The organism is Achromobacter sp. PD1, from assembly GCF_048541815.1.
Lineage (GTDB): Bacteria > Pseudomonadota > Gammaproteobacteria > Burkholderiales > Burkholderiaceae_B > Achromobacter > Achromobacter bronchisepticus_A.
In genome coordinates, this window is sequence record NZ_CP183349.1 from 2,603,169 (window position 1) to 2,616,039 (window position 12,871).

14 protein-coding genes are annotated in these 12,871 nt (G+C 67.9%); 8 read left to right on the top strand and 6 right to left on the bottom strand.

Features of this window, described 5'->3' with window-relative positions; all coding sequences use genetic code 11:
- The first annotated feature begins 10 nt into the window (after positions 1-10).
- A complete protein-coding gene (gene rocF / locus ACM1PE_RS12205) occupies positions 11-949 on the top strand; it encodes an arginase (protein WP_419343431.1) in 939 nt (312 codons plus the stop codon).
- A gap of 16 nt (positions 950-965) precedes the next feature.
- Here the strand turns inward: rocF and ACM1PE_RS12210 are convergent, their stop codons facing one another.
- Complete coding sequence (locus tag ACM1PE_RS12210; RefSeq protein WP_059375927.1) at positions 966-1,706, bottom strand: IclR family transcriptional regulator; 741 nt, start codon at positions 1,704-1,706, stop codon at positions 966-968.
- 231 nt (positions 1,707-1,937) lie between these two features.
- Here ACM1PE_RS12210 and ACM1PE_RS12215 point away from each other — a divergent pair, with 231 nt between their 5' ends.
- Positions 1,938-3,146, top strand: coding sequence for an ABC transporter substrate-binding protein (locus tag ACM1PE_RS12215; protein ID WP_059375924.1), 1,209 nt, complete (start codon positions 1,938-1,940; stop codon positions 3,144-3,146).
- Positions 3,147-3,208: 62 nt separating this feature from the next.
- Positions 3,209-4,267, top strand: coding sequence for an alcohol dehydrogenase (locus ACM1PE_RS12220; protein WP_059375921.1), 1,059 nt, complete (start codon positions 3,209-3,211; stop codon positions 4,265-4,267).
- 1 nt (position 4,268) lies between these two features.
- On the opposite strand, the gene ACM1PE_RS12225 is transcribed toward ACM1PE_RS12220, so the two are convergent.
- Together ACM1PE_RS12225 and ACM1PE_RS12230 are read right to left on the bottom strand one after the other, a co-directional pair.
- Positions 4,269-4,784 carry an RES family NAD+ phosphorylase gene (locus tag ACM1PE_RS12225; protein WP_059375918.1) on the bottom strand — a complete coding sequence of 172 codons (516 nt, stop codon included), beginning with the start codon at positions 4,782-4,784 and terminating at the stop codon, positions 4,269-4,271.
- The gene (locus ACM1PE_RS12230) at positions 4,781-5,248 is read right to left on the bottom strand and encodes an antitoxin Xre/MbcA/ParS toxin-binding domain-containing protein (protein ID WP_059375915.1); all 468 of its coding nucleotides are present in this window, start codon (positions 5,246-5,248) and stop codon (positions 4,781-4,783) included. Before ACM1PE_RS12230 ends, ACM1PE_RS12225 begins: the two co-directional genes overlap by 4 nt.
- Before the next feature lie 192 nt (positions 5,249-5,440).
- Between ACM1PE_RS12230 and ACM1PE_RS12235 the strand changes: the two genes are divergently transcribed.
- Together ACM1PE_RS12235 and ACM1PE_RS12240 are read left to right on the top strand one after the other, a co-directional pair.
- Positions 5,441-5,818 (top strand): DUF423 domain-containing protein, encoded by a 378-nt coding sequence (locus tag ACM1PE_RS12235; protein WP_059375913.1) that lies wholly within the window; start codon positions 5,441-5,443, stop codon positions 5,816-5,818.
- A gap of 58 nt (positions 5,819-5,876) precedes the next feature.
- The gene (locus ACM1PE_RS12240) at positions 5,877-6,791 is read left to right on the top strand and encodes a DMT family transporter (RefSeq protein WP_118932462.1); all 915 of its coding nucleotides are present in this window, start codon (positions 5,877-5,879) and stop codon (positions 6,789-6,791) included.
- Positions 6,792-6,798: 7 nt separating this feature from the next.
- On the opposite strand, the gene ACM1PE_RS12245 is transcribed toward ACM1PE_RS12240, so the two are convergent.
- Complete coding sequence (locus tag ACM1PE_RS12245; RefSeq protein WP_419343435.1) at positions 6,799-7,437, bottom strand: glutathione S-transferase family protein; 639 nt, start codon at positions 7,435-7,437, stop codon at positions 6,799-6,801.
- Between the two features lie 5 nt (positions 7,438-7,442).
- A complete protein-coding gene (locus tag ACM1PE_RS12250; protein ID WP_306632615.1) occupies positions 7,443-8,597 on the bottom strand; it encodes a PQQ-dependent sugar dehydrogenase in 1,155 nt (384 codons plus the stop codon).
- A gap of 80 nt (positions 8,598-8,677) precedes the next feature.
- Between ACM1PE_RS12250 and ACM1PE_RS12255 the strand changes: the two genes are divergently transcribed.
- Entirely contained in the window at positions 8,678-9,289 is a 612-nt protein-coding gene (locus ACM1PE_RS12255) for a glutathione S-transferase family protein (RefSeq protein ID WP_118932464.1), read from the top strand.
- Positions 9,290-9,325: 36 nt separating this feature from the next.
- On the opposite strand, the gene ACM1PE_RS12260 is transcribed toward ACM1PE_RS12255, so the two are convergent.
- Positions 9,326-10,291: a LysR family transcriptional regulator gene (locus ACM1PE_RS12260; RefSeq protein ID WP_419343436.1), complete on the bottom strand. Its 966-nt coding sequence runs from the start codon at positions 10,289-10,291 to the stop codon at positions 9,326-9,328.
- 133 nt (positions 10,292-10,424) lie between these two features.
- On the opposite strand from ACM1PE_RS12260, the gene ACM1PE_RS12265 reads away from it, so the two are divergent.
- Both ACM1PE_RS12265 and ACM1PE_RS12270 read left to right on the top strand, forming a co-directional pair.
- Complete coding sequence (locus tag ACM1PE_RS12265; protein WP_306632614.1) at positions 10,425-11,402, top strand: Bug family tripartite tricarboxylate transporter substrate binding protein; 978 nt, start codon at positions 10,425-10,427, stop codon at positions 11,400-11,402.
- A gap of 2 nt (positions 11,403-11,404) precedes the next feature.
- Positions 11,405-12,871: an N-acyl-D-amino-acid deacylase family protein gene (locus ACM1PE_RS12270; RefSeq protein ID WP_419343437.1), complete on the top strand. Its 1,467-nt coding sequence runs from the start codon at positions 11,405-11,407 to the stop codon at positions 12,869-12,871.

Below are 12,871 nucleotides of genomic sequence, written 5' to 3' on the forward strand. Positions count from 1 at the left end.
AGTCCGCGATTTGCAGAACACCGCCAACCTGCCCCACCACATCACCCTGATCGGCGCGCCCACCGACATCGGCGCCGGCGCGCGCGGCGCGTCCATGGGGCCTGAAGCCCTGCGCGTGGCGGACCTGGGCCCGGTCATCGAGGCCCAGGGCTTCCAGGTGACCGACCGCGGCAACCTCTACGGCCCCGCCAATCCCTGGCTGCCGCCGGTGGATGGCTATCGCCACCTGGACGAAGTCGCCGCCTGGAACCACGCGGTGCACGACGCCGTCCATGAGGAATTGAGCCAGGGCCGCCTGCCCATCCTGCTGGGCGGCGACCACTGCCTGGGCATAGGCTCGATCAGCGCGGTCGCGCGCCATTGCCGCACGGCGGGCAAGAAGCTGCGCGTGTTGTGGCTGGACGCCCATGCCGACTTCAATACCAACGCGCTCACCCCCACCGGCAACATCCACGGCATGCCGGTGGCCTGCCTGTGCGGCTACGGCCCGGCGCAGATCACGGGCCTGTCCGGCCAGACGCCCGACATCGAGCCGGGCTGGGTGCGGCAGATCGGCATCCGCAGCGTGGACCAGGGCGAAAAGCGCCTGGTGCATGAGGCCGGGCTGGAAGTCTTCGACATGCGCTACCTGGACGAAATGGGCATGCGCGCCACCATGGAAGCGGCCCTGTCCGGGCTGGACGCCGATACCCATCTGCACGTGAGCTTCGACGTGGATTTCCTCGACCCGGAAATCGCCCCCGGCGTGGGCACCACCGTCCCGGGCGGCCCCACCTACCGCGAGGCGCAGCTGTGCATGGAAATGATCGCCGACACCGGCCTGATGCGGTCACTGGACGTGGTGGAACTGAACCCTGCCTTCGACGTGCGCAACAAGACCGCGGAACTGGCGGTGGACCTCATTGAAAGCCTGTTCGGCAAGTCCACGCTGATGCGCCGCGGTTCCTGAGCCGCCTGCACAGGCCCTAAGCTTCCCGGCCGAGACGGATCGCTTCCGCCGTCTCGGTCAACAAGCGCAGGTTCTCTGCGCGCCTCTCGGCAACGCGCGACGTGGGTCCCGCCATGCACAGCGCGTACCATTCCCCGCCCAGGTCCAGCGCCACCGCCAGCCCGGTAAGGTCGGCCACGCTTTCGCCGGCGTTTTCGGCCCAGCCCCTGGCCGCCGTCCGCTCCACTTCGTCCAGCAGCGCCTGGCGCGTGACCAGCGTGCGATCCGTATAGCGTTCGTACTCGGCGTCCGCGAGGATGCTCTCGCGCTCGGCCGGCCCCAGGCGCGCAAGAATGGCCTTGGCCACGGCGCTGGTGTGCAAAGGCCGCCGCACCCCGGGCCGGGTCGCGTAGTGCACCGGGTGGGTGGATTCCGCCATGTCCAGGAACAGCACCGCGCCGTCCTGGATCTTGCCCAGCATCACCGTTTCATTGGCCGCATCGCGCAGCGCCGCGAGCTGCGGACGCACCCGCTCCATCCAGGGATCGCCCGATTGGATCGACCCGCACAAGGCATGCAGCTTGGGCGTGGGGTAGTAGCCGGCGCGCCGCCGGACCTCGTACAGATAGCCCCGCGCCACCAGCGTGCGCACCAATGCCAGGCAGCTGGACATGGGCGCGCCCAGGCCCTGCGCCAGCTCGGTCAGCGGCATCGGCCGCCGCTCCTGGGCAAACAGTTCGATCAGTTCCAGCGTTCTTGCGACGAGCTTCACTTCCATGCGTCTACCCCTCGCGCGGCGTCCCTCCAGCCGGCGCGCCCGCGCTTCGACTTGGGAAATCCACTATGTTGACTTTTCATATGTGCGAACCTAAATTCTTGCACAAGAATTTTCTTTCACCAATGTGAAATAATTTTCGGCCAGATGGAGAACTGGCGCCCCGCAAGCAGATACACAGCATCCCAACGAGACACCAATAATTCGGCCCTCATCGGGCCGGGAGGCAAGCAGATGCGTATCAAACCCCTGTTGGCGGCGCTGGCCGCCTCGCTGGCCGCCTGCGCGGCCCAAGCCCAAAACGACGTGGTGCGCCTGGGCGTGTCCAACGACCGTTCGGGCATCTATTCCGACCTGGGCGGGCTGGGCTCCGAGATGGCCGTGCGCATGGCGGTCGAGGACTTTGGCGGCAAGGTCGCCGGCAAGACCGTCGAAGTCATAGGCGCCGACAACCAGAACAAGGCGGACGTGGCCTCGGCCCTGGTTCGCCGCTGGTTCGACACGCAAGGCCTGGTGGCCGTGGTGGACGGCGGCGCCAGCTCCGCAGGGTTGGCCGCGCAGGGCGTGGCGCGCGAAAAAGGCGGAACCGCCCTCATCAGCGGCGGCTTCGCCGGGGACTTCAGCGGCAAGCAGTGCAGCAATCTCAGCACCCAATGGGCGCCCGACACCTATGCCCTGGCCAATGCCGTGGTCAAGAGCGTGGTCGAAAGCGGCGGCAAGTCCTGGTACTTCATCACCACCGATTACGTCTTCGGCAAATCGCTGGAAGCCAACGCCTCGCGCTTCGTGGACAAGGCCGGCGGCAAGGTGCTGGGCAGCACCCGGCATCCGCTGGGCGCGCTGGATTTCGCTTCGTTCCTGGTGCAGGCCCAATCGTCCAAGGCTGACGTGGTGGGCCTGGCCAGCGCCGGCGGCGATCTGGTCAACCTGATCAAGCAGGCCCAGGAGTTCGGACTGACCGGCGGCAAGCAGCGCATGCTGACCTTCCTGACCTTCATCAACGACGTCCAGGCGATGGGCCTGCCCGTGGCGCAAGGGCTGACTTTCCCGACCGGTTTCTATTGGGACGCGGACGAGGACACCCGGGCCTGGACCCAGCGCTGGCAAAAGAAGATGGGCGTGACGCGCGCGCCGTCCATCGTGCAGGCGCTGAGCTACGTTGCCACGACGCACTATCTGCAAGCCGCCCAGGCCGCCGGCACCTTCGACGGCGCGACCGTCAACCAGAAGATGCGCGAGTTGCCCATCACCACCAAACTGATCAAGAATGCCCGGGTGCGCCCCGAAGACGGCCGCGTCATCATGGATCTGTATCTGGTCGAAGTGAAGAAACCCGCCGAATCCAAGTACCCCGGCGACTTCTACCGCATCCTGTCCACGGTGCCGGGCGAAAAGGTCTTCGTGTCCCTGGCGGACAGTGAATGCCCGACCGTGAAGAAATAGCCTTGCCACGCCGCGCCCGCCTCGCGGGCCGGCCGTAGAAACCACCCAGGAGGAGACATCCCATGAAGTGCTATTGCGTCGTGAACTTCCGCGAGCCCTTGCAGGAAATGAACCAGCCCACGCCCGCGCCGCAAGGGTCGCAGGTGCTGCTGAAGGTCCGCGCGGCTGGCGTATGCCACAGCGATATCCACTTGTGGGAAGGCGGTTACGACCTGGGCCAGGGCCGCACGCTGTCGCTGAAGGACCGCGGCGTGTCGCTGCCGCTGACCATGGGCCACGAAACCGTGGGCGCCGTCGTCGCCGCCGGCCCCGACGCCCAGGGACTCTCGGCCGACCGCAACTACCTCGTCTATCCCTGGATCGGCTGCGGCAAGTGCGCACCGTGCCTGGCCGGCATGGAGAACCACTGCTCCGCGCCCGCCTGCCTGGGCGTGCACCGCGCCGGCGGCTATGCCGACCACATCCTGGTGCCGCATCCGCGCTACCTGATCGACATCGGCGACCTCGATCCCGCGCAGATCGCGCCCTATGCCTGCTCGGGGCTCACCACCTATTCCGCGCTGAAGAAGATCGGCCCGGACGTCTACCGTTCGCATCCCGTGGTCATCTTCGGCGCGGGCGGCCTGGGCCTGATGAGCCTGACGCTGATCAAGGCCCTGGGCGGCGCCGGCGCCATCGTCGTCGACATCGACCCGGCCAAGCGCCAGGCCGCGCTGGAAGCCGGCGCGCTCGCCGCCATCGACGGCGCCGCGCCCGATGCCGCGCAGCAGATCATCAAGGCGGCCGGCGGCAAGCCTGTCCAGGCGGCCATCGACCTGGTCGGCGCGCCCGCGACCACCTCGCTCGCCTTCGACTTCCTGACCAAGGGCGGCAAGCTGATCATCGTGGGCCTGTTCGGCGGCGCATCGTCCTGGCCCATCGCGCTGATCCCCATGAAGGCCCTGTCCATCATCGGCAGCTACGTCGGCAACCTGACCGAACTGCAGGAACTGATGGAGCTGGTGCGGGCCGGCAAGGTTCCGCCCATGCCCGTGCATCGCCACGCGCTGGCCGAAGCCGACAGCGTGCTCGCATCGCTGCGGGCCGGCAAGGTCGTGGGCCGCGCGGTGCTGACGGACTGAACTAGACGGGGCGCAGGCGCGGATCGTAGATGAAGCGTTCGCGCCGCACCACCACGATGTGCTCGGCGTCCGGGTGCGCCGGATTGATCAGGAAATTGCAGTCCGGCACACCCCGATAAGGCACGATGGCGCTGGGCAGTTCAAGCAGCGCCGACACGCCGGACTGCACCCAGTTGTCGCCGACGGCCTGCGAGGCTTCGGCGAAAGGCACGGCGTCCCAGAACGGATAATCCTCGTGCAACTGCGTCAGGCTCAGCGCCTGGCGGGCTTCGTGGACGGCGCGCGGCACCGCCAGTTCGATCAGATAGCGGTTGGCCTGCTCGGATGCGCGGGCCGCAAAGTGCACCACCGTTTCCAGCGCCGCCAGCGCCACGCTGGCCGAGGCATAGACCACCGCCGTACCCGGGCTGTTGTAGCGCCCGCCCACGGCTGCGGCGCCCGCCCCGCTCAAATCGTCGGCGCGGTACTTGCCTGCGGTAGTCCCGATACGCCAGATCGAAATGCTGTCGTCCGTCATGCGTAGACGCCCGCCGCGGCGCGCGCCAGCGTGTCCTCGACGATGCGGCTGCTGGCGTCGGATGTCAGCAGGGACAGCGGCTTGACGTTGCCCAGCGCGGGCACCGGCGTGTTCAGCCAGGCGACCGCTTCTTCGTCGCTGCCCAGCACCTGGCGCGCCACCCGCGCCACCCGCGCGACGCGGGCCAGGCGGTCCGATTCGCCCAGCGGCAGCATCAGGCCTTCGCGGCTCCAGCGCGACAGCGACGCCGCCTTGACCTCGGTGATGGCCATGATTTCAGACTTGGGCACCTGCAGGTAGTCGGCGGCGTCGTCGACCATCTGCGCGGGCAGGCCGCGGCGCACGTCGCGCGCCATGTCCACCAGAGGGCTGTCGACCAGGCTGCGGAACAATTGCTTGGCGCGCGCCGCCGCATGGCGCGACGGACGTTTGGCGGGGTTTTTTTGAAGGGCGGCTACGCTCATGGCCTGGCTCCTGCATGTCTGGAGGCCGCGGCTGCGGGCCCCTGAAATTTCCAAATTGAATTCATGATATTCCATTTGGAATTCTCGCCACAAGATCCGTCCCCGAAAGCGACACCCCCGGGGTGGAGGCTGGATTTGGGCATATCATAGGCGGCTGTAACACAATAGCTCAGACACTTATAAGGACTGGCGATGACGGACCGGCAGCTGACGATACTCGCGGCGTTGAATCTCATGGTGGCGGTGGGCGCGGGGGCCTTTGGCGCCCACGGCCTCAAGCGCATGCTGACGCCGGAACTGCTTTCCGTCTGGCAGACCGGCGTGCTGTACCACCTGGTCCATGCGCTGGGCCTGTTCGTCGTCGCGCTGCTGGGCGCCCGCTACGGTTCGTCCCTGCTGTCCGCGGCTGGCGTGGTGATGTTCGTCGGCATCGTGCTGTTCTGCGGCAGCCTGTATGTGCTGTCCCTGACCGGCACGCATTGGCTGGGCGCCGTCACGCCTTTCGGCGGCGTCGCCTTCCTGGCGTCATGGGCCATGGTCGCGCTGGCGGCCTATCGCGCCCAAGGCTGAACCCTCCCCCCTTCCTTCCCTTTCGGGCGGCCGGAACCGCCGCCCTCCCAGGCTGTAGATGTCCACCTCTTCCGTACTTCCCGCCGCCCAGGCCCAATCCGCCGCAGCAGGCATCGCCTGCGTGGTGGGCGGCATTTTCTTCCTGACCTTGAGCGACGCCAACGCCAAATGGCTCGGCGCCAACTACAACCCGCTGCAGATCCTGTTCCTGCGGGCGCTCATCGCCCTGCCTTTCGTCGCCTCGCTGGCGCTGTGGCTGGGCGGACGCCGGGTCTTGCGTACCGCGCACCCCGGCCTGCACCTGACGCGCGGCGCCATCAACGTCGTCTCGGCCTATTGCTTCTATCTGGGCCTGCGCACGCTGCCGCTGGCCGAGGCCACCGCCATCGCGTTCGCCGCGCCGCTGTTCGTGACGGCGCTGTCGGTGCTGGTCCTGAAAGAACGGGTGGACGGCAAGCGCTGGCTGGCCGTGCTGGCCGGTTTTGCCGGCGTGCTGATCGTGGTGCGGCCGGGGGCCGCAACCTTCCAGGCGGCCACCTTGCTGCCGCTGGTTACCGCCTTGCTTTATGGGGTGATGATGATCACGGCGCGCGGCATCAACCGCAACGAAGGCATGCTGACGACCACGCTCTACATCGTGCTGGGCCAGCTGGTCTGTAGCGCGGTCGCCCTGCCCCTGGTATGGGAGCAGCCCGCGATGGAGGATCTGCCGTACTTCGGCGCCGTCGCGCTGTTCAGCACCCTGGGTCTGGCGCTGATCACCCAGGGATTCCGCATCGGTCCCGCCTCGGTGGTTGCGCCCTTCGACTATACCGGGCTGATCTGGGCCACCATCCTGGGCTGGATCTTCTGGCAAGAGACCCCGGACGCCTATGCCTATCTGGGCGCGCTCTTCATCGCCGGCAGCGGCGTCTACATTGCCTTGCGCGAAGCGCGGGCCAAGTCCAGGACCCGCAAGCCGGCCAAGGCCTGACACCGAGCTACTCCGTGGGCGGCGGAAAATGCCGCTGCAGCACGCGGGCCACGTTGGGTTCCAGCGCCGCCTCGCACGCCACGGCGGTCAGCGCCGGACACTCGGATGCGAACCACGCCGGCCCGGGACGCCAATGCGTCATGACCGTCACGTACAGGTCCAGCGCCGAAAAGCGCCGGCCCAGCATGTGCGGGGCGCCAGCCTGACGTTCCAGTTCCAGCCAGATCTCCGCCCGCCGCATGTGCACGCGCTGCCTCAGCAGCTCGGCGGCGGGGCCTGCCGTGGTCCATTGCGGCGGATCATCGCCATAGGTGAACGTGGGATAGATCGCCGCCACCAGCCGGATCAGCAAATTCAGGAATCGGGCGCGCTCAGGCTTATCGGGCGCGGGCGCCAGGCCGGCGTGGGGCGCCACGTCGTTCAGATGCAGGATCATGGCCGCGCTCTCGGTCATGACTTCGCCGTCCGGCAGGACCAGCGTGGGCACCTGCCCCAACGGATTCAATTGCAGCAGCCTGTCGCGTTCGGCGCCGGGCTTGAGGTACGGCAGGTCCGTCAAGGTGTGCGGCACGTTGGCCAGCACCAGCGCCATCTCGACGATGGCGGATCCGCAGCCCGCGGATCCGATCAGCTCATACGGTTTCATGGCGTTCACTCCCCCTGTTCGGCCGGCGCCAGGCGCAGCAACTCTCCCGGCGAGGCGTCCGTCAACACGTACACATAACCGTCCGGTCCTTGCCGCACGTCGCGTATCCGCTGCTTGCGATCCGTCAGCAGCCACTCCTGCGCCACCACGCGGTCGCCGTCCAAGGTCAGGCGGATGAGATTCTGGTTGGCCAGCGCGCCGATGAACACGGAATTGCGCCAGGCGGGAAACCGGTCGGCGCTATAGAAAGCCATGCCGCTGATGGCCGGCGACTTCGGCCACCAGTATAGCGGCGGCTCCATGCCGGGCAGGTCGGCGCCCTTGGCTTCGGGGATGGGCTGGCCCGAATAGTTGATGCCGTGGGTAGCCAGCGGCCAGCCGTAGTTCTTGCCGCGCTGGACCAGATTGATCTCGTCTCCGCCGCGCGGCCCGTGTTCGTTCTCCCAGAGCTGGCCGCTCCAGGGATTGAGCGCCATGCCCTGCGGATTGCGATGCCCGTAGGACCAGATCTCGGGCCGCGCGCCGGCCTGGCCGACGAAGGGATTGTCGGGCGGCACCGAGCCGTCGGCCTTCAACCGCACCACCTTGCCTTGCAGCTTGTCCAGGTCCTGCGCCGTGGGCCGCTGGTTGTTCTCGCCCAGCGAGATGTACAGATAGCCCTTGCCGTCGAACACCAGCCGCGATCCGTAGTGCAGGCCCGACGACAGCTTCGGTTGCTGGCGGAACAGCACGCGGAAATCCTCCAGCGCAGTACCGTCGGCGGACAGCTTGCCGCGGCCCACGGCGGTGCCGCTCTTCGAACCGTCGGCCTCGGCATAGGACAGGTAGACATAGCGGTCCCGCGCGAAGTCCGGCGACAGCGCCACGTCCAGCAGGCCGCCCTGGCCCTGCGCCGCGACCTTGGGCACGCCGGCCAGCGGCTTGGACAATCCGCCCGGGATGCGCAGCAGCCTGAGGTTGCCGGGACGCTCGGTAATGAGCACGCCGCCTTCGGGCAGAAAAGCCATGGCCCAAGGATGATTGAGCCCGCCCACCACGGCCGTGACACGGGCCGGGACCGATGCGGGTTCGGGCCCCGGCTGCGCGGACGCGGGCAGCGCCAAGCACAAGGAGAACGACAGGAACAGCGCGCGCGCGATTGCGGCGGGACGTGACGGCATGGGCATCTCCGGCAACGGGTGGCGTACCATATCGGCCAGGAACGGAGATCCCCGTCCTTGCTCTCAGGAGACCCCATCTGATGAAACTGTACTACATGCCCGGCGCGTGCTCGCTCGCTTCCCACATCGTTCTGGAATGGATCGGCAAACCCTATGAAACGCACAAGCTGAGCCGCGACGAGCTCAAGGGTCCGGAGTTCCTGAAGGTCAACCCGCTGGGCGCCGTGCCCGCCCTGGCGCACGACGGCTGGACCGTCACGCAGAACGCGGCGATCCTCGAATACCTGGCTGAACACGCGCCGGAACTGCAGCTGCTGGGCGACGGCTCGCCGCGCTCGCGCGCCGAAGTGCGCCGCTGGCTCGGTTTTATCAACTCGGACATCCACAAGACCTTCTCGATGATCTTCGGCGCGTCGCGTTTCGTCGGCGACGAAGGCGCGCAGAAGGAGCTGGCCGCCTCGGCTTCCGCGCTGCTGACCAAGCTGTTCGCGCAGCTGGACGGGCAGCTCGCCGGCAAGTCCTACCTGACGGGCGACAAGCCTTCCATCGCCGACGCCTACCTGTACGTGGTGCTGCGCTGGGCGCACGCCAAGGAAGTGAACCTGTCGGGCCTGGACAACCTGGCCGCGTTCTTCAAGCGCATGGAAGCCGACAAGGGCGTCCAGGCCGCGCTCAAGGCCGAAGGCCTGTAAGGCCTCGGCGGGGCTTGCGCCGCCAGCCGCAAGCCCTCAGCTGGAAGCGCCGGGCGCCAGTTCGCGCGGCGCGCCCTCTTCCAGCGTCTTCTTCACTGCCGCCAGAAAGCGCCGCGCCAGCAAGGGCGGCGCGCTCAGATTCGAATGCGTGGCCCAGATATCCACGCTGGCCTGCGGCAATATCGGGCGCAAGACCATGTGCGCGGCCTGATCCGGCGTCACGCACCAGGCGTCCACCAGCGCCGGCCCCAAGCCCTGTTGCACGAAAGAACAGGCGGTCACGGGCGAATGCACCTCCACCGCCGCCGCGCAGGCCGGCCCCTCGCCGAAGAAGGGCTTGAGCGCACGCGCGAGCGGCGTGCCGCGGGGATAGCCGATCCAGGCCGCGGAGGAGAAATCCTCCGGCCGCACCACCTCGCGCGCCGCCAACGGGTGGCCGGCAGGCAGCGCGCAGACGATAGGCACCCGCGCCAGGCGCACGGACCGCAGATTGGGATGATCGGGGGGCTGCATGGAGATGCCTATGTCCGCCTGGCCCGATAGAAAATACGCGGCCAGCTCGTCAAAGGTCACGCTGCGATAGTCGACGCGCGCATCCGCATTGCGGCCGCGGAAGCGATCCAGCGCCATCGGAATGAGGCGCTGCCCGAAACTGGCGCTGGCGACGATCTTCAGCATGCCCGCGCCCGACTGGCCCAGGCTGGCAGCCAGGTCGTTCACGCGCTGGATGCCGCCGTAGACCTGCTCCACTTCCGCGTATAGCCGGCGCGCCTCGGCCGTCGGCGACAGCCGGCTCTTCACGCGTTCGAACAGCTTGTAGCCCAAGCGGCTCTCGGTCAGCGCCAGCACGCGGCTGACGGCCGGTTGCGAGACATGCAGCATGCGGCCCGCGCCGCTGATCGATCCAGCCATCATGATGGCGCGGAACACCTCGATCTGGCGCAGGTTCAAAGGCCGTCCGGCGGTGGGTCCGACCTCGTCCGCGTAGGCATGCTCATCCATTTCTTCCCCTGGCAAATCAGCACCAAACCGATAACGCCCGATTATAGGTTTTCGACATTTTTCGATGAGGGCGCGCGCGGATGCGGGGTGTAACCTGCCGGCCTCAACACCACAAAATCAAGGGGAATCCACCATGCGCAGCAAACTCTTCCGCGGCCTTTCCGCGCTGGCGCTCGGCGCCGCCATGTCGGCCGGCGCCACCGCCGGCGCCTATCCGGACAAGCCCATCACCTTCGTGGTGCCGTCGGCCGCCGGCGGCTCGCCCGACGTGCTGTCGCGCCTGATCACGACCCAGCTGGCGCGCGACACCGGCGCCACGGTGGTGGTCGAGAACCGCCCCGGCGCCGCCGGCAACATCGGCATCGCCCTGGTCAAGCGCGCCGCGCCCGACGGCTACACCGTCGGCTACGGCAACATCAACACGCTGGCCGTGAACCGTTCCCTGTTCAAGCGCCTGCCCTACGACGTGGACGCGGACCTGACGCCCGTGGCCCATCTGTTCGACCTGTACAACGCGCTGATCGTGCCGGCCGACTCGCCGATCAAGAGCGTGCAGGACCTGATCGACCGCGCCCGCAAGGAACCCGGCCGCCTGTCCTACGGCGCTTCGGGCGTGGGCACCACCGGCCACATGGGCGGCGAACTCTTCAAGAGCATGGCAAAGGTCAACGTCATGTTCATCCCGTACAACGGCGGCCCCGCCGCCATCCAGGACCTGCTGGGCGGCCGCCTGGACTACCTGTTCGTCAACACCTCGGAAGCGACCCCGCTGGTCAAGAGCGGCAAGGTCCGCGCCATCGGCGTAAGCAGCCTGAAGCGCCTGACCCTGATGCCCGACGTGCCCACTCTGGACGAAGCTGGCCTGAAGGGCTACGAAACCGTGGCCTGGGGCGGCGTGGTGGCGCCCAAGGGCACGCCGCCGGAAGTGGTGGCAACCCTGAACGCCGCCATCCAGAAGGCGCTGCAGGCGCCTGAAGTCCGCACGGGCCTGGCCACGCTGGGCGCCGAGCCGGCCAGCGGCTCGCCCGCCGACTTCAAGCAGCTGATCGACCGCGAAACCGCCAAGTGGCAACGGATCATCGACGGCGCCGGCATCGAGAAACTCGACTGAACATGAGCGCGCGCATGCTGCAAGCAGACTTCATCGTGGCGGGCGCCACGCTCGTCGACGGCACCGGCGGACCCGCCCGACAGGGCGACCTGGCGGTGCATGACGGCCGCATCGCGGCGGTGGGCAACTTCGCCCACCCCGCTGGCGTGCCGGTCATCGACGCCGGCGGCCTGGCCCTGGCGCCCGGATTCATCGACTCCCACACCCACGACGACGGCTACCTGCTAGCGCATCCGGACATGCTGCCCAAGGTCTCACAGGGCATCACCACCGTGGTCACCGGCAATTGCGGCATCAGCCTGGCCCCCTTGGCCGGGACCGCCATCCCGCAGCCGCTGGACCTGCTGGGTCCGGCCGAACTGTTCCGTTTCAGCAGTTTCCGCGCCTGGATGGACGCGCTGCGCGCCACGCCCGCCGCTGTCAACGTGGCCCCGCTGGTCGGCCACACCACGTTGCGCGTGGCGGTCATGGACGACACCTCGCGCGCCGCCGACGCGGACGAACGCGCCGCGATGCGCGCGCTGCTGCAAGAGGCGCTGGACGCGGGCGCCTTCGGCGTATCCACCGGCACCTTCTATCCGCCGGCCAGCGCCGCGCCCACCGACGAGATCATCGACGTCTGCGCGCCGCTGCGCGGCCGTCCCGGCGTCTACGCCACCCATCTGCGCGACGAGGCAGACCACATCGTGCCGGCCATGGAAGAAGCGCTGCTGATCGGCCGCGAACTCGACTGCCGCGTGGTGTTCTCGCACCACAAGCTGGCCGGCGAGCGCAACCACGGCCGCAGCCGCGAAACCCTGGACCTGATCAGCCGCGCCGCCGCCACCCAGGCGGTGTGCCTGGATTGCCATCCCTACCCCGCCACCTCCACCATGCTGCGGCTGGACCGCGCGCGGCTGGCCAGCCGCACCATGATCACCTGGTCCAAGGGCTACCCCGAAGCCACCGGCAGCGACTTCAGCGAAGTCATGGCGGAACTGGGCCTGGACGACGAAGCCGCTGTCGCACGCCTCGCGCCTGCCGGCGCCATCTACTTCCTGATGGACCCGGCCGACGTCGGCCGCATTTTCTCGCATCCGCTGACCATGGTGGGGTCGGACGGCCTGCCCTTCGATCCGCATCCGCACCCCCGCCAATGGGGCACCTTCACCAACGTGCTGCGCGCCATGGTGCGCGAACAGCGCCTGCTGACGCTGGAAACGGCCATCCACAAAATGACCGGCCTCGCCGCGGACCAATACGGCATCGCCGAGCGCGGCCTGTTGCGGGAGGGGTATCATGCTGATCTGGTGCTGTTCAATCCCGCCACGGTGACAGATGTGGCCACTTTTTCAGCTCCCATTCAGGCAAGCCAGGGCATCCAAGCAGTTTGGGTCAATGGCAGGCAGGTCTGGGACGGGGAACGAACCAGCGCCGAACGCCCGGGCCAGGTCTTGACGCCCGGGACGGCATTACCTCGGAGTAAATAA